Origin of the sequence: Nocardioides marmoriginsengisoli (assembly GCF_003725695.1) — a bacterium.
In the GTDB taxonomy this organism is placed as follows: domain Bacteria; phylum Actinomycetota; class Actinomycetes; order Propionibacteriales; family Nocardioidaceae; genus Marmoricola; species Marmoricola marmoriginsengisoli.
Window position 1 is genome coordinate 75,001 of record NZ_RJSE01000006.1, and the last position, 19,761, is coordinate 94,761.

22 protein-coding genes (1 of these 22 only partly in view) are annotated in these 19,761 nt (G+C 70.8%); 4 read left to right on the forward strand and 18 right to left on the reverse strand.

The features are described 5' to 3' along the window. The 4 genes from EFK50_RS08170 to EFK50_RS08185 form a co-directional block, all read right to left on the reverse strand. Window positions 1-836 carry the 5' portion of an alpha-hydroxy acid oxidase gene (locus EFK50_RS08170; RefSeq protein ID WP_123227087.1) on the reverse strand. 193 nt of this gene lie to the left of the window's left edge, so the window shows 836 of its 1,029 coding nt (coding positions 1-836); the start codon lies at window positions 834-836; its stop codon lies beyond the left edge, outside the window. Between the two features lie 3 nt (window positions 837-839). Further along, window positions 840-2,102: a tyrosine--tRNA ligase gene (tyrS, locus tag EFK50_RS08175; RefSeq protein ID WP_123227088.1), complete on the reverse strand. Its 1,263-nt coding sequence runs from the start codon at window positions 2,100-2,102 to the stop codon at window positions 840-842. Between the two features lie 73 nt (window positions 2,103-2,175). Then, window positions 2,176-3,729, reverse strand: a complete 1,554-nt coding sequence (locus EFK50_RS08180; RefSeq protein WP_123227089.1) for a succinic semialdehyde dehydrogenase — start codon at window positions 3,727-3,729, stop codon at window positions 2,176-2,178. Window positions 3,730-3,748: 19 nt separating this feature from the next. Continuing rightward, window positions 3,749-4,312 carry a DNA-3-methyladenine glycosylase gene (locus EFK50_RS08185; RefSeq protein WP_123227182.1) on the reverse strand — a complete coding sequence of 188 codons (564 nt, stop codon included), beginning with the start codon at window positions 4,310-4,312 and terminating at the stop codon, window positions 3,749-3,751. 46 nt (window positions 4,313-4,358) lie between these two features. Here EFK50_RS08185 and EFK50_RS08190 point away from each other — a divergent pair, with 46 nt between their 5' ends. Next, window positions 4,359-4,727: an MmcQ/YjbR family DNA-binding protein gene (locus EFK50_RS08190; protein WP_123227090.1), complete on the forward strand. Its 369-nt coding sequence runs from the start codon at window positions 4,359-4,361 to the stop codon at window positions 4,725-4,727. Here the strand turns inward: EFK50_RS08190 and era are convergent. The 12 genes from era to EFK50_RS08245 all read right to left on the reverse strand — a co-directional run bounded on the left by era (window position 4,724) and on the right by EFK50_RS08245 (window position 15,144). Next, entirely contained in the window at window positions 4,724-5,647 is a 924-nt protein-coding gene (gene era, locus EFK50_RS08195) for a GTPase Era (RefSeq protein WP_123227091.1), read from the reverse strand. The two genes, EFK50_RS08190 and era, sit on opposite strands and share 4 nt — an antisense overlap. Next, on the reverse strand, window positions 5,647-6,414 hold the full coding sequence (locus tag EFK50_RS08200) for a siderophore-interacting protein (RefSeq protein ID WP_123227092.1): 768 nt from the start codon (window positions 6,412-6,414) through the stop codon (window positions 5,647-5,649). Before EFK50_RS08200 ends, era begins: the two co-directional genes overlap by 1 nt. 19 nt (window positions 6,415-6,433) lie before the next feature. Continuing rightward, window positions 6,434-7,519, reverse strand: coding sequence for a glycoside hydrolase family 43 protein (locus EFK50_RS08205; protein ID WP_123227093.1), 1,086 nt, complete (start codon window positions 7,517-7,519; stop codon window positions 6,434-6,436). Between the two features lie 124 nt (window positions 7,520-7,643). Next, a complete protein-coding gene (locus EFK50_RS08210) occupies window positions 7,644-8,939 on the reverse strand; it encodes an SAM-dependent methyltransferase (RefSeq protein ID WP_123227094.1) in 1,296 nt (431 codons plus the stop codon). A gap of 2 nt (window positions 8,940-8,941) precedes the next feature. Further along, complete coding sequence (locus EFK50_RS08215; protein ID WP_123227095.1) at window positions 8,942-10,276, reverse strand: FAD-binding oxidoreductase; 1,335 nt, start codon at window positions 10,274-10,276, stop codon at window positions 8,942-8,944. Window positions 10,277-10,367: 91 nt separating this feature from the next. Beyond that, window positions 10,368-10,712: a cytidine deaminase gene (locus tag EFK50_RS08220; protein WP_123227096.1), complete on the reverse strand. Its 345-nt coding sequence runs from the start codon at window positions 10,710-10,712 to the stop codon at window positions 10,368-10,370. 9 nt (window positions 10,713-10,721) lie between these two features. Continuing rightward, on the reverse strand, window positions 10,722-12,032 hold the full coding sequence (locus EFK50_RS08225; protein ID WP_123227097.1) for a hemolysin family protein: 1,311 nt from the start codon (window positions 12,030-12,032) through the stop codon (window positions 10,722-10,724). A gap of 7 nt (window positions 12,033-12,039) precedes the next feature. Then, complete coding sequence (ybeY, locus tag EFK50_RS08230) at window positions 12,040-12,534, reverse strand: rRNA maturation RNase YbeY (RefSeq protein WP_123227098.1); 495 nt, start codon at window positions 12,532-12,534, stop codon at window positions 12,040-12,042. Then, a complete protein-coding gene (locus EFK50_RS08235; protein ID WP_123227099.1) occupies window positions 12,531-13,562 on the reverse strand; it encodes a PhoH family protein in 1,032 nt (343 codons plus the stop codon). The genes ybeY and EFK50_RS08235 overlap by 4 nt, the downstream gene beginning before the upstream one ends. 80 nt (window positions 13,563-13,642) lie before the next feature. Continuing rightward, entirely contained in the window at window positions 13,643-14,503 is an 861-nt protein-coding gene (locus EFK50_RS08240; protein WP_123227100.1) for a hypothetical protein, read from the reverse strand. 51 nt (window positions 14,504-14,554) lie between these two features. Further along, window positions 14,555-14,794, reverse strand: coding sequence for a hypothetical protein (locus EFK50_RS22145; protein WP_183407732.1), 240 nt, complete (start codon window positions 14,792-14,794; stop codon window positions 14,555-14,557). Beyond that, complete coding sequence (locus EFK50_RS08245; protein WP_123227101.1) at window positions 14,791-15,144, reverse strand: histidine triad nucleotide-binding protein; 354 nt, start codon at window positions 15,142-15,144, stop codon at window positions 14,791-14,793. Before EFK50_RS08245 ends, EFK50_RS22145 begins: the two co-directional genes overlap by 4 nt. Window positions 15,145-15,233: 89 nt before the next feature. Here EFK50_RS08245 and EFK50_RS08250 point away from each other — a divergent pair, with 89 nt between their 5' ends. From EFK50_RS08250 to EFK50_RS08260, 3 genes are read left to right on the forward strand one after another with little or no spacing between them, the layout of a single operon-like run. After that, window positions 15,234-15,764: a SigE family RNA polymerase sigma factor gene (locus EFK50_RS08250; protein ID WP_246004094.1), complete on the forward strand. Its 531-nt coding sequence runs from the start codon at window positions 15,234-15,236 to the stop codon at window positions 15,762-15,764. Further along, entirely contained in the window at window positions 15,761-16,768 is a 1,008-nt protein-coding gene (locus EFK50_RS08255) for a Gmad2 immunoglobulin-like domain-containing protein (protein ID WP_123227102.1), read from the forward strand. Before EFK50_RS08250 ends, EFK50_RS08255 begins: the two co-directional genes overlap by 4 nt. Before the next feature lie 15 nt (window positions 16,769-16,783). Continuing rightward, complete coding sequence (locus EFK50_RS08260; RefSeq protein ID WP_123227103.1) at window positions 16,784-17,848, forward strand: winged helix DNA-binding domain-containing protein; 1,065 nt, start codon at window positions 16,784-16,786, stop codon at window positions 17,846-17,848. 11 nt (window positions 17,849-17,859) lie between these two features. On the opposite strand, the gene EFK50_RS08265 is transcribed toward EFK50_RS08260, so the two are convergent. Continuing rightward, a complete protein-coding gene (locus EFK50_RS08265; RefSeq protein WP_123227104.1) occupies window positions 17,860-18,594 on the reverse strand; it encodes a 16S rRNA (uracil(1498)-N(3))-methyltransferase in 735 nt (244 codons plus the stop codon). Further along, a complete protein-coding gene (gene dnaJ / locus EFK50_RS08270) occupies window positions 18,591-19,751 on the reverse strand; it encodes a molecular chaperone DnaJ (protein WP_123227105.1) in 1,161 nt (386 codons plus the stop codon). Before dnaJ ends, EFK50_RS08265 begins: the two co-directional genes overlap by 4 nt. Between the last annotated feature and the right edge of the window lie 10 nt (window positions 19,752-19,761).

Sequence of the window (19,761 nt, forward strand, 5' to 3'; positions counted from 1 at the left end):
GCGGACATCGGGTCGCGCACTCCCCCGTCGACGTACACCTCGACGGCGCCGCCGAGCGCCTCCACCACGCCCGGCAGGCACCCCGCCGTACTGGCCGCACGTGCCAGCTGGCGGCCGCCGTGGTTCGAGACCCAGACCGCGGCGGCACCCGCATCGGCGGCCCGAAGCGCGTCCTCGGGGTGCAGCACTCCCTTCACCACGACCGGCAGGCCGGTCAGCTCCCGCAACCACGCGATGTCGCGCACCCCCAGGTCCCGTGCCTTCGGTGCGTCCGCGGCGTCACCGAGGTTGACGCGCAGCCACTCCGGAGGAACCTGGGTCAGCGCGCTCGGGCCGTCGCCGTCGCGCTTGGCCGCGACCACCGGGGTGTCCACGGTGAGCACGATCGCGCCCGCTCCGGACGCGACGGCAGCCTCGAGCATCGGGACGGCGAGCAGGCGCTCCTCGGGCAGGTAGGCCTGCAGCCACCAGCGCACTCCCGTCGCGGCGACCTCGGCGAACGGTGTCGAGGCGTTGCTGGAGAGCACCATCGGCACGCCGGAGCCGGCGCAGGCCCGGGCCATCGCCGCCTCGCCGGCCGGGTCGGCGGCGCGTTGCAAGGTGGTCGGAGCGACGCCGATCGGAAGCGATGCCGGCGTCCCCAGGAACGAGCCCGTCAGATCCACGTCCCGCACGTCGTTGAGGACCCGGGGAACCAGTCGGTACCGGTCCCACGCCGCCGCGGCATCCGTGGACGCGACCGAGTCGCCCGATCCCTGCCGGAAGTACTCGAAGAAGACCGCAGGCAGCACCTTGCTCGCCTCGTCCTCGAGTGCGGCGAGCCAGCTGCTGGGCATCGGTCAGCCGATCTCCACGCCGGCGAAGTTCCGCTTGCCGCGGCGCAGCACCAGCCAGCTGCCGGCGACCAGGTGCGAGGCGTCCGGCACCAGGTCGACGTCGGTGATCCGCTCGTTGTTGAGGTAGGCGCCGCCCTCGGCAATCGTTCGGCGCGCGTCGCCCTTGCTCTTGACGAGCCCGGTCTCCACCAGCAGGTCGACGTACGACGTCCCGGGAGCCGCCTGGATGGTGCCGGCTTCGCGCAGCGCCGCCGCCAGGGTGGCCGCGTTCAGCCCGGCGAGGTCGCCGGTACCGAAGAGCGCCGCCGCTGCCGCCTTGGCGTGCTCGGTCTCCGCCTCGCCGTGCACCAGCGTCGTGACCGCGTCGGCCAGTGCCTTCTGGCCGGCCCGGCGGAACGGTTCGGCGGCGGTCACCGCCTCGAGCTCCTCGATCTCCGCGCGCGAGAAGAACGTGAACACCCGCAGCAGCTCGCCGACCTTGGCGTCCTCGACGTTCAGCCAGAACTGGTGGAAGGCGTACGGCGACATCATCTCCGGGTCGAGCCACAGCGCACCGCCCTCGGTCTTGCCGTACTTGGTGCCGTCGGACTTCGTGATCAGCGGCGTCGCGAAGGCGTGCGCCTTGCCGGCCTCGGCCCGCCGGATCAGCTCGGCGCCGCCGGTCAGGTTGCCCCACTGGTCGGAGCCGCCGAACTGGAGCGTGACTCCGTATTGGCGGTAGAGCTCGAGGAAGTCCATCGACTGCAGCAGGATGTAGCTGAACTCCGTGTAGGAGATCCCCGCCTCGAGCCGGCTCTTCACCACGTCGCGGGCGAGCATCCGGTTCACCGGGAAGTGCTTGCCGACGTCGCGGAGGAAGTCGATGGTCGAGAGCGATGCCGTCCAGTCGTAGTTGTTGACCATGGTGGCGCCGTTCGCGCCCTCGAAGTCGAGGTACGGCTCGATCTGCCCGCGGACCCGCCCGACCCACTCCTTGACGGTGTCCAGCGAGTTCAGGGTGCGCTCCCCCGAGTCCCGCGGATCGCCGATCATCCCGGTGGCGCCGCCGACCAGCGCGAACGGCGTGTGCCCGGCCTGCTGCAGCCGACGTGCCGTCAGGATCTGCACCAGGTTGCCCATGTGCAGGCTGGGCGCGGTCGGGTCGAAGCCCACATAGAACCGCACGCTTCCCTGCGTCAGCGCGTCGCGCAGAGCCTCACGATCGGTGGAGTGGGCGATCAGGCCGCGCCACTCCAGATCGTCGAGCAGGGTCGGGTCGACGGTCACGATGAACCTCTCAGGAGAACCGGATGAGCAGGGCTAAGCCTGCCGCATCCGGCCCATCAGGGGCGAACCGGGCTCAGCGGATGCCGAGCTTCCGCATGAACCGCAGGCCCTTCACCGTCTTGTCGACGTTCTTGTCCCAGTCGGTGTCCGGCGGGTTGCTCAGGACCTGCTTCTTCAGCACGGCGACGTTCTGGACGTCTGTGTACTTGAGCATCCCGGCATCGCCGTGACGGCTGCCGACGCCCGAGGTCTTGAAGCCGCCCGAGGTGCTCTTCTTGCTGGCGTACGACGCGGCGAGCCCGTCGTTGATGTTGATGTTGCCGGCCTCGATCCGACGGCCCACCGCCTCGGCAGCCTTGAGGTCCGAGCCCCAGACGCTGGCGTTCAGGCCGTAGTCGGTGTCGTTGGCCAGGGCGACGGCCTCGTCGACGGTCTTGTAGGTGTAGATCGAGGTGACGGGACCGAAGGTCTCCATCTTGGCCAGGATCATGTCGTCGGTGATGTCGGTCAGCACCGTCGGCTCGAAGAACGCCGGCCCGAGGTCGGGGCGGGCTTTGCCCCCGGTGAGCACGGTGGCGCCCTTCGCGACGGCGTCCTCGACGTGCGACTCGACCCGCTCGCGCTGCGGCACCGAGACCAGCGAACCCATGTCCGGGGCGAAGTCGTACGACGCCCCGACACCGATCGCCTGGGCCGCCTGGACGAACCGCTGGGTGAACTCGTCCTTGCGCTTCTCGGAGACGTAGATCCGCTCGATGTGCATGCACGCCTGGCCGGTGTTGAGGAACGCGCCCATGATCGTGCCGGGGATGACCTCGTCCAGGTTCGCGTCGTCGAGGACGATCAGCGGGTTCTTGCCGCCGAGCTCCAGCGTGCACGCCGTCAGGTTCTGGCCCGCCTGCGCGCCGATCGTCCGACCGGTCGCGGTGGAGCCGGTGAACATCACGTAGTCGGCGTTGTCCACGATGGTCGGTCCGATGTCCGGGCCCTCGCCGCAGACGATCTGGAGCAGGCCGGCGGGCATCCCGGCTTCGTAGAGCAGGCCGACGCCGAAGGCCACGTTCAGGGTGGACTTGTTGTCCGGCTTGAGCACGATGCCGTTGCCCGCGATCAGGGCCGGCATCGCGTCGGAGAGGCTGGTGGCGAACGGGAAGTTCCACGGCGAGATCAGGCCGACAACGCCCTTGGGCAGGCGGACCTCGGTCGAGGTGGAGACGATCGGGACGACTCCCCCGTGCTTCTTCTCCTTGAGGATCCGCGGCGCCGCCTTGATGTAGTGGCTGGTCACCATCAGGACGTCGCAGGTCTCCTCGAACGCCATCCGGCGGGCCTTGCCGGTCTCGACCTGCATCAGGTCGGCGATGTTCAGGCCGTTCTGGAGCAGCAGCTCGTGGAAGCGCTTCATCACGTCGATGCGGCGCTTCAGCGGCCAGGAGGCCCAGACCGCCTGGGCCTTGCGCGCCTCGGCGTACGCCGTCTCGACGTCCTCGGGGCTCGACTGCGGCAGGTCGACGACCTTGTCACCGGTGTAGACCTCGGTGAGCGGGTACGTGCGACCGCTGGTGGAGACCACCATGTCGGTGAGCTTCTTGAGCAGTTCGGGCGTGATGGAGGACGGCAGACTCATGGGCAAACTGTAACGCGTTCTAGTTGCTGCGTCGATGGTCCCGAGCCGGTTTCGCCGGGACGTACCGACTCACCGTCGGATCGCCCTCGATCCAGAACCGCCACGGATTCTCCGCCGCCAGCCGGAGCCCGACCCGGGGTCCGGTCGCGATCCTGGCCGGCTCGACCGGCTCGCCGAGGGTCAGCGTCACCGGACCGGCGACCAGGTCGGCACCGGACTGCTCCCGGTCCAGGCCGAGCGCCCGGCAGAGCTTCGCCGGGCCGCGCGCCGTGCTCGGCTCAGCGCCGGCGATCTCACCGGCTCGCAGCAGCACCGCCGACGCGGTGCCCTCCGGGCCGCAGACCACGTTGGCGCAGTGGTGCATGCCGTAGACGAAGTAGACGTACAGGAAGCCCGGCGGCCCGAACATCACCCGGTTGCGCGGCGTCGGGCCGCGGAAGGCGTGCGAGCCCGGATCGTTCGGGCCGTCGTACGCCTCGACCTCGGTGATCCGGACGGCGACGTCGCCGTGGCGCAGCGTGGCGCCGAGCAGCCGCGGCGCCACCTCGAGGACCGGGCCGGCGAGGGCGTCGGCGAGCAGCATGCGCCGATTCTGGTCGATGTCGGTGTCCGGTGCCAGGGTGGTCCCCATGCCCGTGACCCTCCAGGATGTCCGCGACATCGCGTTGTCGCTGCCCCGCGCCTACGAGGCGCAGGTCCGGGAGGCCACCAAGTTCCGGGTCAAGCAGATCGTGTTCGCGGCCGTCTCCCCCGACGAGACCCGACTCGGGTTCGGGTTCCCGCGCGAGGAGCGCGAGGGTCTGGTCGCCGGCGAGCCGGAGAAGTTCATGCTTCCGCGTCCCTCGGACATGCGTTACCAATGGGTCGCCGCGCGGATGGAGGCCCTGGAGGTCGACGAGCTCCGCGAGTTGATCATCGACGCCTGGACGATGTGCGTGCCGAAGTCGGTGGCGGCGGCGTACCTGGAGTCGCTCGGCCTCCCGGAGCCGGGCGCCTAGAAGCCGAGCTTGCGGAGCTGCCGCGGGTCGCGCTGCCAGTCCTTGGCGATCTTCACCCGCAGGTCGAGGTAGACAGGGGTGCCCAGGATCGCCTCGATCTGCTTGCGGGCCGCCATCCCGACCTCCTTCAGCCGGGCGCCCTTGTGGCCGATGATGATGCCCTTCTGGCTGTCCCGCTCCACGAACAGGTTCGCGTAGATGTAGAGCAGCGGCTTGTCGGCCGGACGGTCCTCCTTGAGGCCCATTTCCTCGACCACGACCGCGATCGAGTGCGGCAGCTCGTCGCGGACGCCCTCGAGCGAGGCCTCCCGGATCAGCTCGGCGACGATCGCCTCCTCGGGTGCGTCGGAGAGCTCGCCGTCGGGGTAGAGCTGCGGGCCCTCCGGGAGCTGGTCGACGAAGAGGTCGGCCAGCAGCTGCACCTGGTCGCCGGAGTGCGCCGAGACCGGCACGATCTGCGCCCACTCGGTCCCGGTCTCGCGGCCGAGCTCGGCGATCGCCAGCAGGTGCTCGCCGAGCTGCTCGGAGGTCACCAGGTCGGTCTTGGTGGCGATCGCGAACTTGACCGACTTCCGCACCTTCGCGAGCTCGTTGACGATGAACCGGTCACCGGGTCCGGGCTTCTCGTTCGCCGGGAAGCAGACCGCGACCACGTCGACCTCGGCCCAGGTGGTCTTCACCAGGTCGTTGAGCCGCTCCCCCAGCAGGGTCCGCGGCTTGTGCAGACCCGGGGTGTCGACGAGGACGAGCTGGGCGTCGTCGCGGTGCACGATCCCCCGGACGACGGTCCGGGTGGTCTGCGGCTTGGACGAGGTGATCACCACCTTGGACCCGACCAGCGCATTGGTCAGCGTCGACTTGCCCGCGTTCGGCCTGCCCACGAAGCAGGCGAAACCGCTCTTGTAGGTCTCGTCCGTCATCAGCCGCCCCGTGCCTCGTCGTAGTCCTGCCAGATCTGGTCGTCGCTCTTGCCCGCTGCCTTGCCGGCCGCGTAGATCGGGCCCGGATCGACCGCCCGGCGCTGCCGTCCGCGGCTCACGCTCCAGTAGCCCATCACGTCGTACTCGGTGGAGGCCCGGCCGAGGTCCTGGCGGACGTGCCGGCGGATGTCGCGCATCTGCGCGGACTCGCCGGCCATCCAGAAGTAGCCGGGGCCCTCGGGCCAGTCGAGGCCGCGGACCAGGTCGGCGACGCCGCTCTGCTCCGGCCCCGGCGCGTCGACCCAGGTGATCGGCAGGTCGGTGTAGTCGGCCAGCGGGTGGTCCGGGGTTTCGACGTACGCGGTCACCGGCAGCGTGACGCTCTCGCCGATCCGCGCGATCGCGGGCAGCCCGGTGAGGTCACCGACCAGGACCACCCAGGCGGCGTCGGCCGGCAGCTCGAACGATCCCTTCGGCATCGAGATGCCGACGACGTCGCCGACGCACTCGGTCTGCGCCCACTGCGTCACCAGGCCCTCGTCGTGGACCACGATGTCGAGGACCAGCTCGGAGCCGTCGTACGAGCGGACCGTGTAGTAGCGGGTCTGGAACTGGCCGGGCACGGTGAGGGCCACCCACTCGTCCGGGATGCCGGTGCTCACGAAGCCGTCCAGGCCCTCGATCGCCACCCGGATCAGGTGGTCGCCGAGGACCTCGCGGCGGGTCACCGTGCCGGAGAAGGAACGGGCTTCGGGGCGGGCATTCACGAGGTCAAGGTTATCGGGGTTAGCGGGCAGTCCTGACCGCCCGCCGGGTGACGACCTTCAGCAACCCCTTCCGGTCCGGGCGGAGGTGCGCGACGAAGAGCCGGCGCTGCGGGCACCCCAGCGCGGTCCCGCGGCACTCCGCCGTGTCCGGGTAGCCGACCGCCCCGGCCCGCCAGGCGTGGTACGCCACCCGGAGCCGGCCGGCGGTGTCGACGAACGGCATCGGGCCGCCGGGGCCGGCGCGGTACTTGTCGGTGGCGATCAGCGGCTTCTTCCGCGGCCGCTTGCACGGACCGTGCCCGGTCTTGCAGACCAGGTAGCTGATCGCGTAGCGGGTCGAGGCGTAGGAGTTGGCCGAGTAGAAGAGGTAGAAGCGGCCGGCGTACCGGATCATCGCCGGGTTCTCGATGATGTTCCCCTCCCACGGCTGACGGATGCCGGTGAGGAAGTAGCGACGGCCGGCCAGCGCCGTACCGGCGGCGTTCATCGGCGTCGTGAAGAGCCCGGCCGGGTGGTGGTCGAGCTTCCAGACGATCCACGGCCGACCGGTCGGCGCGACCCACACCTGCGGATCGATGGCGCCCTGGGCCGGGCAGATCAGCGGGCGGGTGCTGGTGTCGACGAACGGTCCGGTCGGTCGTGACGAGGTCGCCAGCGAGACGCACATCTTCTTGCCAGGAGCACCGGCGACCTGGGTGGAGTACGCGAGGACGAACCTGCCCGGGCCGAGCCGGGTCACCGTCGGCGCCCAGGTGGTGGCCCGGAACCTGCCGTCGCTGCGCTCCTTCCCGGCCGACCAGGTGGCCGTGCGCGGCAACGAGTCGCCGGCGGGCGTCGCCGTCGTGACCGGGGCGGCGCGCCAGGTCCGCAGGTCCTTCGAGATCAGCGTCGGCAGGTTGAGCCCGGAGCTGGTGGTGGCGTAGGCGTAGTACGTCGTCCCGATGCGGAGCACCGCCGGATCGGGGAAGTCGCCGGTGTACACCTCGCCCGGGACGATCGGGTCCTGCCCGATCGGCGCCGGCCGGGCACCCGAGCCCGCCGGTAGCAGACCGGCACCGAGGACGGCGACGAGCAGGGCGATGGGAATCCGAGAACGCGCGCGCATCCGCCTATGGTGCGCCACAACGGCCAGGCGAACGGGCCGAACCTCCGCACTCACCCGACCAAAAGGGGCCCGTTCAACGGTTCAAAGGGCCCATTCAACGGACCGGAAGGGACTGTTCGACGGTTCAGGGGGTCCAGGTGGGGCGGAGCGGGTAGCCGCTGGCGCCGTCGGGGGTGGTCTTGGTGGCGAGCACCTGGTGCAGCTGGATCTCGTTGGTCTCGAAGCCCATCCGCGAGCCGGCGATGTACAGGCCCCAGACGCGGGCCGTCTCCTCGCCGACCTCGGCCACGCACTCGTCCCAGTTCTCCACCAGGTACGCGTTCCAGCCGGCCAGGGTCTTGGCGTAGTGCATCCGGAGGTTCTCCTCGTGGTGCACCTCCAGCCCGGCGTCCTGGATCTCGGTGATCATCCGTCCCGAGCCGGTGAGCTCGCCGTCGGGGAAGACGTAGCGGTCGATGAACGCGCCGGTGGCCGTCTTCTTGTTGTCGGCCCGGGTGATCGAGTGGTTCAGCAGCCGGCCCTCGGGCTTGAGGCGGTCCCGCAGGAAGCCGAAGTACGCCGGGTAGTTGGCGACACCGATGTGCTCGGTCAGGCCGATCGAGGAGACCGCGTCGAAGTCGTTCTCGGTCACGTGCCGGTAGTCGAGGTGCCGGACCTCGGCCCGGTCGTCGATCCCGTCCTCCTTGATCTTCTGCTGCGCCCAGGAGGCCTGCTCGGCCGAGAGCGTCACGCCCAGCGCGGTCACGCCGTAGTGCTTCACCGCGTGCCGGACCATCCCGCCCCAACCGCAGCCGACGTCCAGCAGCCGCTGACCGGGCTTGAGGTCGAGCTTCTGGGCGACCAGGTCGTACTTGTGGAACTGGGCCTCCTCCAGGGTGCTGTCCTCGGCCGGGAAGCACGCGCAGGTGTAGGTCATCGACGGCCCGAGGACCAGCTCGTAGAAGCGGTTGGAGACGTCGTAGTGGTGGTGGATCACCTCGGCGTCACGCTCCGGGGAGTGCAGGAAGCCCTCCATCAGCCGGCGCCAGCGGGGGGCGTGCTCGGTGGCCGGGATCGGCGGCGGCTTCAGGTTCGCCACCCCGACGGTGCGGATCAGGGCCAGCGCCTCGGACGGCGACGGCGCCCGGAACTTGAGCCCGGTCTTGCTGCCCTTGATGTGCGACAGCGCCGCGAACGGGTCGCCCGGGTGGGCGCCGACCAGCTCCAGGTCGCCCATCACGTAGGCCCGCGCCAGACCGAGGTCGCCGGGGGCGGTCACCAGGTACGACATCCCGCGCTCGTTCTTCAGGTGCAGCCCGAACACCGAGTCCTCGGGACCGGCACTGCTGCCGTCGTACGCCGTGAAGCGGAACGGGATCTCGCCGATCAGCAGCGCGCTGAACGCGTCGGCGATCGTGGTCGTCGGGGTCAGGATGCTCATCGTCAGGCCTCCACCTTCTTGACTGCTTTCTCGTACAGGCTCGTCAACCGGCCCGCAGGGTCATAACGTCGCTTGACCGCCTCGAGATTCCGGCCGTCGTACAGGCGGTCGAAGGTCTCGCGGTCGTAGAACGACTCGGAGTACAGGGACTTGTGCCCGTCGAGCCGGTGCACCTCGGCCTCGATCGCGCGGTTCATCGGCGCGTTCACCCGGTCCGGTCCGACGTGCACGGTGCCCCAGAACCCGGCGTTCACGTAGGTCCGCTCCGGCACCAGCGGGTACGACGGCCAGACCTGGCTGGAGCGCAACGGGCAGAGCCAGACCGGGCGCATCCCGATCTCGGCGTCGAACCACTCCAGGAACTCGGCCAGCCGGTCCACCGGGACCTCGATGTCCTGGACGACCCGCTCGCGCTCGGCCCGGCCGGCACGGCGGTCGAGCCGGTCGGCGATCCCGAACCGCAGGTCGAGGGCGAGCAGCTTCATGTAGGCGTCCGAGCGCCGCCAGCGCCGCGGCCAGAACCGCCGGATCCGCGGGTTCTGCGCGCCGAACGCGCCCGAGCACCAGAACCAGTCGGTGTCCCAGCGCCAGAGGTAGTCGTGGATGGTGAGCAGGTCCGTCTCGCGGTTCTGGACCGACCGGAAGTAGATGTCCTGGCCGGTGTAGTCGCTCGGCTCGGCCGACGCCTCCTCGGTCCAGGTGGCCAGGGTGAGGTAGTACTCCCCCGGCTCGAACGCGACGCCGTCCAGCCCGTCGACCCGGGTGCCCTCCCACTCGCCGGACTCGGCGATGTCGGCGATCGCCGCGGCGAGCTTGTCGGCCTCGTGGAAGCGGACGTGCCGCAGGGCGACGTACGGCGGCACCTTCTCGAGCTTGATCCGCAACCGGGTCGCGTAGCCGAGGGAGCCGTAGGAGTTCGGGAAGGTCCGGTAGAGATCGGCGTGCTCGCCCTCGGGCGTGCAGGTGACCACCTCGCCGGTGCCGGTGAAGATGTCCAGCTCGAGCACCGACTCGTGCGGCAGCCCGTTGCGGAACGACGTCGACTCGATGCCGAGGCCGGTGACGGCGCCGCCGAGCGTGATCGTCTTCAGCTGCGGGACGACGTACGGGATCAGGCCGAACTTGAGGGTCTCGGCGACCAGGTCCTCATAGGTGCACATCCCCTGCACGTCGGCGGTCAGCGCCTTCGTATCGATCGAGATGACCCCGGCGAGGCCCTCGACGTCCAGGCCGGGAGCAGTCGTCGCCGCCCGTTGCCGGAAGAGGTTCGAGGTCTTCTTGGCCAGGCGCACGACGTCGGTCGGTGCGATCCGGGCGTAGGAGGCCTGCAGCCTCATGACAGCTGTTGTGTGACGCGAGGTCCCGATCAAGCCCACCTCTGCACCTTAGTACTACCGGAGGGTGCCTCCGCAAGTGCATTACCGGGGATCAGCTGGTCAGCGTCGCCGCGATCGCACCATTCGGGGTGCCGACGTGGGCCGGGACCCCGGGGCCGGCGAACTCGAGCAGCGCGGCCAGGTCCTCGGGCCCCGGCTGCCCGTCCCCCAGGACGACCACGGCCTCGGCGCCCTTGGCTCCGCTGGCCACCGCCATCGCGATGCAGACGCCCAGCGCCGAGACCCGCAGCGACGGCAGGTCGACGGTCGCCCCGGCGTAGGTGCGCCCGTCCAGGTCCCGCAGCGCGGCTCCCGCGGCGGCACCGGTGCGGGCCCGCGTCGCGCGCGCCAGTACGACGAGCTTCTTGTCCTCGGGATCGGTGATGTCGACAGCCACGGCAGGATTTTAGACGTTCGCGGCGGAGGCGGCGTCGGCCTCCTCGGCGACCGGCTCCGCCCGGGTGATCAGCACGGTGCCGATCTTGTTGCGCCGCCCCTTGGCCTCCTCGGCCCGGAACACCAGCCCGGCGAACTCGACCGTCGATCCCGGGATCGGGACCTTGCCGAGGTGCTTGGCCATCAGGCCGCCGACCGAGTCGATCTCGTCGTCCTCGATCTCGACGCCGACCACCTCGTCGAGGTCGTCGACCGGGTAGCGCGAGGAGACCCGGACCGACCCGTCGGCCAAGGTCTCGACCGGGATCTCGTCCGGGTCGAACTCGTCGGTGATCTCGCCGACGATCTCCTCCAGGATGTCCTCGATGGTGATCAGGCCGGCGGTGCCGCCGTACTCGTCGACGACGATCGCGACGTGCTTGCGCCAGGACTGCATCTCCCGGAGCAGGTCGTCGGCGGGCTTGGAGTCCGGCACCCAGAGCACCGAGCGCATCAGCGACTCGACCTGCTCGGTCGACTCGGCGTCCTTGCGGTCGAAGACCCGGCGGGAGACGTCCTTGAGGTAGAGGAAGCCGACCACGTCGTCGAGGTCCTCGCCGGTGACCGGGATCCGGGAGAACCCGCTGCGCAGGAAGAGCGACATCGCCTGCCGCAGGGTCTTGTGCCGCTCGATGAAGACCACGTCGGTGCGCGGCACCATCACCTCGCGGACGATGGTGTCGCCGAGCTCGAAGACCGAGTGGATCATCGCGCGCTCGTCGGACTCGATCAGGCTGCTGGCCTCGGCTAGGTCGACCATCTCGCGGAGCTCGGCCTCCGAGCCGAACGGACCCTCGGAGAATCCCTTGCCCGGCGTCAGTGCGTTGCCGATCATGATCAACAGCTGCGGGATCGGGCCGAGGACCCGGGTCAGCGTGATGATCACCGCCGCCGAGCCCAGCGCGATCGGCTCGGCGTGCTGCCGGCCGAGGGTGCGCGGCCCGACGCCGATCACCACGAACGAGACCAGCAGCATGATGCCGACCGTGATCGCGACCGCGTTCCAGCCGTCGGAGTCGAGGGCGTCCACCACCATCAGGGTGGCGAGCACGATCGCGGCGGTCTCGGCCAGCAACCGCAGGAACAGGGCGGTGTTCAGGTAGCGCGGCGGGTCGTCGAGGATCCGCAGCACCCGCTTGGCGCCGGGACGTGCCTCGGCCGCCAGCGCCTCGGCCCGGGCCCGGGAGAACCCGGCCAGCGCGGCCTCGGCAGCACTCAGGAGTCCGGCGGCCAGCACCAGACCGATCACGGTCAGCAGCAAGCCCGGACTGTCGGCCCTCATCAGGAGATCACGGCCCCGTGGTCGCGGCGGAGGCATGCCCGTGCCAGGCCGCCAGCAGCCGCGCCTGCAGGCCGAACATCTCGGCGTGCTCCTCCGGCTCCGCGTGGTCGTAGCCGAGCAGGTGCAGGATGCCGTGCACCGTCAGCAGGTCCAGCTCGTCGGTCACCGTGTAGCCCGTCTGCCCCTTCGCGGCGGCCTCCTCGGCCTGGCGCTGGGCCACCGCCGGGCAGAGCACCAGGTCGCCGAGGACGCCCTCCTCGGGCTCCTCGTTGACCTTGCCCGGTCGCAGCTCGTCCATCGGGAAGGCCAGGACATCGGTCGGGCCGTCCTTCTCCATCCAGGTGCCGTTCAGCTCGGCGATGGTGTCCTCGTCCACGGCCGTCACGCAGAGCTCGGCCAGCGGGTGCACCCGCATCTCGGCGAGCACGAAGGCCGCCAGCTGCTGGGTACGGCGGACGTCCGGGACGTCGAACCCGGACTCGTTGAGCACCTCGATCGTCACTCGTGCCCCCGCAGGTTCTGACGACGGCTCTCGCTGTGCGCGTCGAACTCGTCGTACGCCTCGACGATCTTGCCGACCAGGCGGTGCCGGACGACGTCCGAGGCGGTCAGCCGGTTGAAGGAGATGTCGTCGATGTCGTCGAGGATGCCCTCGATCACCCGGAGCCCGGACTTCTGGCCGGACGGCAGGTCGGTCTGGGTGACGTCACCGGTGACCACGATCTTGGAACCGAACCCGAGCCGGGTCAGGAACATCTTCATCTGCTCGGGCGTGGTGTTCTGCGCCTCGTCCAGGATGATGAAGGAGTCGTTCAGCGAGCGCCCGCGCAGGAAGGCCAGCGGGGCGACCTCGATGGTGCCGGAGGCGAGCAGCTTGGGGATCGTCTCCGGGTCGACCATGTCGTGCAGGGCGTCGTACAGGGGTCGCAGGTAGGGGTCGATCTTCTCGCTCAGCGTGCCGGGCAGGTACCCGAGCCGCTCCCCCGCCTCGACCGCGGGCCGGCTCAGGATGATCCGGTTGACCTTCTTCGCCTGCAGCGCCTGGACCGCCTTGGCCATCGCCAGGTAGGTCTTGCCGGTGCCGGCGGGCCCGATCCCGAAGACGATCGTGTTCCGGTCGATCGCGTCGACGTACCGCTTCTGGTTCAGGGTCTTCGGCCGGATCGTCCGGCCGCGGTTGGAGAGGATGTTCAGCGAGAGCACGTCGGCCGGGCGCTCGTTGGTCTCCGCCCGGAGCATGCCGATGGTGCGCTCGACCAGCTCGGCGTTCAGGCTCTGGCCGGTGCGGATGATCGTGACCAGCTCGTCCAGCATCCGTTCGGCAAGCGCGACCTCGCCCGGCTCGCCGCGCAGCGTGACCTGGTTGCCGCGCACGTGGACGTCGGCCTCGAGTGCGCGCTCGATCAGGCTGAGGTACTCGTCGCCGGGACCGAGCAGCGAAACCATGTTGAGGCTCTGGGGCACGACCACGGTGTGCACCGTGTTGGGACGGTCGGCGGGATCGCCGTTCGCCTTGCTCGTCTCACTCATGAATGCCCTGGTCGGGCGGCCCTTCGGTCTCGATGATGGTGCTCTCCATCGTACGGGAGCGGCCCCTGCTCGGCACCTGGTTAGGGACGGGTGACCAGCAGGATGCCCAGGCACATCTCGTCGGTGGTGCCCTCGCCCCAGACGACGTACCGGTCGGGCTGCCCCTCGAAGGCGGGCAGCCGGTCCCGGAGCTCCTGGCTGTGACGGCAGGTCACCTTGATGGTGTCGCCCTTGGCGAGCTTGATCGGCGGCGTCGGCACGCTGGCCTGGTCGTCGAAGTTCCAGACCGGGATGTCGAGGACGGTCCGGGCCCGCGCCGTCCCCGGGTTGGTCTCGATCCGGATCGACTTGCCGAGCAGGTGCATGTGCCCGGCCACGCCGCGGACGGTCTCGGCCTGCTGCACCGTCCGGGTGCAGCTCTGCACCGGGCCCGGCGCGTCGCTGCCGCAGAGCAGGTGCAGGTAGTCGGCGATCTTGGCGACCGGGCCGAACCGGGCGTGGACGTCCTTCATCGCCTCGGCCCGGTCGCAGAGCTTGTTGCCGGAATGACCGGGCCGGCACGGCAGCTCGACCTGGACCGGGAGCAGCTGGGTCAGCAAGGGCGTCGTCGCCGGGTCCTCGGTCAGCCGGAGCTGGGCGGCGCTGGTGTCCGGCTCGGCGCCGTCGAGCAGGTTGTAGTGCACCTGCATCACGATCCGGGAGCCGGCGTCGAACTCCTCGCCGAGGCCCTTGCCGTACAGCTGCTCGGCACCTCCCGGCGCCCAGGCGCCCAACCAGGGAGCGTCGTCGATGGTGGCGTCGTTGCCCAGACCCGACGTGCCGAAGCAGGTCCAGCCCTGCCCCGGGGTCTCGGCGTCCTTCTCCTCGGCCTCGGCCACCCGGTCCGGCGGCACCCGGAACAGGATCACGTGGTGCACCACGTCCGGGTTGCCGGGCAGCACGTTGAAGCCGGTGACGAACGAGTCCTTCGCGACCTTCGGGTCGAGCAGGAATCAGCGGTAGTCGTCGGTGCCGACGCCGGTGGGAGCCGACGGCGTGTACGCCTTCGGCATCCGGAGGTCGACCCGGTGCTCACCGGCGCGCAGCTTCCGGGCGGCCGGGGCGGCCTGCGGGGTCTCGTGGCCGGCGTGCTCCGTCGCGGGAGGCGACGGCTCGGCCGCCGGCTTCGCGGAGGTCCCGCAACCCGCGGTCAGGGCGAGGACGGCGAGCGCCGCCAGGATCCGCTGGCTCATCCCGGGGGCCAGCCCATCGGGCGGCCGCCGAGCAGGTGCATGTGCACGTGGAAAACCGTCTGGTGCGCGTCGGCACCGGTGTTGAAGACGAGCCGGTAGCCGTTGCCGAGGCCCTCGGCGGCGGCGATCTCGCGGGCCGCGTCGAACAGGTGCGCTGCCGTCGCCGGCTCGCCCGCCGCCAGCTCCGCCGCGTTCGGGTAGTGGCTCCGCGGGATCACCAGGACGTGGGTGGGCGCCTGCGGGGTCAGGTCCCGGAACGCGAAGGTGGTCTCGCTCTCGTGCACCTTCTCGGCGGGGATCTCCCCGGCGACGATCCGGCAGAAGATGCATGCGGGGTCGGCTGCGCTCATGGGTCGAGCATAGGTGGACGAATCGGAACTTCTCGCGGTTCGGGCGCGCCGCAGGTAAACCACCTGACCGCCCGGCGCGTAGAAGTAGCGTGAACTCAATCGCAGTCATCAGCGCAGAGGAGTCGGTCATCGACGCAGACGCCGCCCTCGAGGACCTGTACGCCGGGCACTACGCCCGGCTGGTCAGGCTCGCCGTCCTCCTCCTCCGCGACCAGGCCCTGGCCGAGGACGTCGTCCAGGACTCGTTCGTCGCCGTCCACCAGCGGTGGCGCCGGATCGATCAGGGCTCGGCGCCGGCGTACCTGGCCCGGACGGTCGTCAACCGGTCCCGGAGCGCGCTCCGGCACCGTTCGGTGGTCGCCCGGAACCGTCCCGAGCCGGCCCCCGACGTCGCCCCGGCCGACGCTCCGGTGATCGCCGCCGAGCGCCGCGGCGAGGTGCTGAACGCCCTCGCCGACCTACCGACCCGGCAGCGCGAGGTCCTCGTGCTGCGGTACTACCTCGACCAGTCCGAGCGCGAGATCGCGACCACGCTCGGCATCAGCCAGGGCGCCGTCAAGAGCCACGCCTCCCGCGGCGCCGCATCGCTGCGCCAGACCCTCTCCCAGGAGCTGTCATGACCGACCCCACGAACGACGACCTCCGTCAGTTGTTCCACGAGACCGCCGCCGGCATCCGCCCGGAAGGCAGCTACGAGGAGATCCGCTCCCGGACGAGGAAGGTGGACCCGATGGCACGACGCTGGTTCCTCCCGGCGATGGCCGCCGCCGCGGTGATGGCCCTGGTCGTCGGCGGGGCGTTCTACCTCGCCCTCGACGAGGGCTCGAAGTCCGGGCCGGCGGTGACCCCCGACCCGGTCAGCACCGAGATCCTGTACGCCGGCGTGACCGCGGGCGCCAAGGCCGGCGGCCCCGAGAACCACTCGCTGTTCGTCGAGAAGCACGAGGTTCCCGCGCTCGAGGCCGGCAAGGCGGACCCGGTCGCCGCCGCGAACCTCGCGATCAGCGGCACCCCCGACGACGCCGACTACGCGTCGTTGTGGCCGGCCGGCGTCAGCGTCACCAGTGCCGAGGCCAGCGGCACCGGCGAGGACCGTGCGATCGTCGTCCGGCTCTCCGGTCCGTTCCAGGAGCGGCCCGCCTCGATGTCCGACCGCGACCAGATGCTTGCGATCAACGCCCTCGTCCGCACCGTCGCGGTCGCGGCCGGCGAGCCGGACACGGGCGTCCGGTTCGAGAACGCCGTCGGCAACGGCGAGACCGTCCTCGGCGAGGACACCCTCGGGATCACCTACTTCGGGCAGGGCGACGACGACCTCGCCACCCGGGCGCCCGTGCAGATCACCAACCTGACCGACGGCCAGACGGTGCCGCCGGGGACCCTGACCGTCAAGGGCGTCGCGGCGGCGTTCGAGGCGAACGTGGGCTGGGCCCTGTACGTCGGCGGTGACGCCGTCGTCCAGAGCGGGTTCGCGACCGCGGCCGAGTGCTGCGTGCTGGCGCCGTACAGCTTCGAGCTCAAGGACCTCGAACCGGGGACCTACACCCTGCTCGTCCACGACACCGACGAGTCCGGCGAGGGCCTGGCGGTCAACCAGGACAGCAAGGAAATTGTCGTCCAGTGACGCCATGATGGGAGCGTGACGACGCTCTCGCTACGGACGCTGACCGGGACCCTCTGGCTACGCCAGCAGCTGGTGCCCGGTCAGCGTTCCGTCCGGACGGTCCCGTCGATGGTCGAGCACCTGCTCGGGTTGCAGGCCCAGGACAACCTGCCACCGTACCTGTCGCTGGCGGCGCGGATCGACGGGTTCGCCCCCGCCGACCTCTCCGACCGCCTCGGGGCCGGTGAGCTCGTCCGGCTGCTGACCATGCGCGGCACCGTGCACGTGCTGACCCCGGACGACGCGCTCCAGCTGCGCGGCTGGGTGCAGCCGGCGCTCGACCGGCAGGGTGCCACCAACCCGACCAGCCGTCCGGCCGAACACCTGGGCACGACGGAGCTGGAGGACGTGCTCCGCGCCTTCCTGGACGTCCCGCGCCCGCTGGCGGCGATCGGCGCACGGCTGGCGGAGGCCTTCCCGGACGTGCCGGAGGCGTCGCTGAAGCACGTCGTCCGCGAACGGCTGCCGCTGCTCCAGGCACCTCCGCGCGGGCAGTGGAAGCGCAGTGGCGGAGTCGTCTACGCGTTCACCGATCGCCAGCTGGGCCGGCCGTTCGTCGAGGCCGACGTCGAGGAGCTGGCGCTGCGCTACCTGGCGGCGTACGGACCGGCGACCGCGGCGGACATGACGAAGTGGTCGACGGTCACCCGGCTCGGACCGGTGCTCACCGCGCTGCAGCGCGCGGACCGGCTGGTCACCTACACCGACGACCACGGCCGCACCCTGTACGACGTCCCCGGCGCCCCGCTGGCCGACGAGTCCCTCGACCTGCCGGTGACCCTGCTCGGCAAGTACGACAACCTCTTCCTCTCGCACGCCGACCGGGACCGGATCGCTCCGGACGAGGCCCGCCGACGCTGGATGGGCGTCAACGGCGGCGTCGCATCCGCGATGTTCGTCGACGGGTTGCTGGCCGGCCTCTGGAGGGTCGAGGACGGGCGTGCCGTGGTCGAGCCGTTCAGCACCCCGACGAAGCAGCAGCAGCGCGGGATCGACGCCGAGGTCGCCCGGGTCGAGGAGCTCCTCGCGATCCCGGGCTGAGTGCGGGCCGGCTAGCGCCAGCGCTCGGTGCGGGCCAGCAGCGCTGCGACCGCGGCGACGCCGGCGGTCGAGGTCCGCAGCACCGAGCTGCCCAGCCGGACCGCGCGGGCAGCCGAGAAGGCGACCAGCTCGTCGGCGCTGATCCCGCCCTCGGGGCCGACGACCACCAGGATCGAGCCGACCCCGTCGAGCGACAGGTCGGCAAGCGGGAGGTCGGCATCCTCGTGCAGCACCACGGCCAGGTCGGCCTCGGCGATCAGGTCGACCACGTCCTGGGTGGAGGCGACGGGGGTGATCTCCGGGAGCCAGGACCGCCGCGCCTGCTTGGCCGCCGTGCGTGCGGTGGCCTGCCACTTGGCGAGACCCTTGGCGGCCCGGTCCCCGCGCCAGACGGCTACCGAGCGGGTCGCGGCCCAGGGCACGATCCGGTCGACGTCGATCTCGGTGAGGACCTCGACCGCGAGCTCGCCGCGGTCCCCCTTCGGGATCGCCTGGACCACGGTGACCAGCGGGGTCGCCCGCTCGGCGAAAGCGGTCTCCACGACCTCGACGACCAGGCTCGCCTTCGCGGTCTCGACCACGTTGCCGACGGCCGTGGTGCCGGCGCCGTCGGTCAGCGCGAGCTGCTCGCCGACCCGGATCCGCTTCACCGTCGCCGCGTGGCGGCCCTCGTCGCCGTCCAGGGTCACCCGGTCACCCGGGCGGGCACCGGCCACGGCATCGGCGAGGAAGACCGGAAGGGTCATTGCTTGAAGGCGTCCCGCACCCGGCCGAAGAGTCCCTTGTGCGCAGGCTGCACCCGGCCGTCCGGCGACTCCTCGTCACGCAGGGCGGCGAGCTCGCGGAGCAGCGCCTCCTGGCGATCGTCGAGCTTGCTGGGCGTCTCCACCTCGATGGTCACGACCACGTCGCCGCGGGCCTGGCTGCGCAGGCTCGGCACGCCGCGGCCGCGCAGCACGTGCTCGGTCCCGGACTGGGTGCCGGGCTTGACGTCGATGGTCACCGACCGCTCGACCTCGATCTCCTCGGTCTCCAGGTCGCCCTCGAGGAGCGGGAGCTCGATCGAGGTGCCCAGCGCTCCGGCGGTCATCGGGATCGCGATCCGGCAGTGCAGGTTGAGGCCTTCGCGGGTGAAGGTGCGGTGCGGGGAGACCTGGATCTCGACGTACAGGTCGCCGGCGGGTCCGCCGCCCGGGCCGACCTCGCCCTCGCCGGAGAGCTGGACCCGGGTGCCGGTGTCCACGCCCGGCGGGATCTTCACGGTGATCGCCCGGCGCGACCGCAGCCGCCCGTCGCCGGCGCAGTCACGGCACGGGTCCGGGATGATCTCGCCGTAGCCGCGGCAGGCCGCGCACGGTCGCAGGGTCCGGATCTCGCCGAGGAACGAGCGCTGCACGTGCTGCACCTCGCCGCGGCCGTGGCAGGTCTCGCAGGTCACCGGGTGCGAACCCTCGGCGGCCCCCGAGCCGAGGCAGGTCGTGCAGAGGACGGCGGTGTCGACCTTCAGCTCCCGGGTGGCACCGAACGCCGCCTCCGCCAGCTCGAGGTCGAGGCGGACCAGGGCGTCCTGGCCGCGACGCTGACGCGAGCGCGGGCCGCGGGACGCGCCGCCCTGCTGGCCACCGAAGAAGGCGTCCATGATGTCGGTGAAGGAGAATCCCTGGCCCTGGCCGAAGCCGCCGGCCTGACCGAACGGGTCGCCGCCGAGGTCGTAGACCCGGCGCTTCTCGGGGTCGGAGAGGATCTCGTAGGCGGCCGAGACCTCCTTGAACTTCTCCTGCGCGCCCGGGTCGGAGTTGACGTCCGGGTGGTACTGCCGGGCGAGCTTCCGGTACGCCTTCTTCAAGGCGTCGGCGTCAGCGTCCCGGTCTACACCGAGCGTTGCGTAAGGGTCCTGGGGCACGTGATTTCTT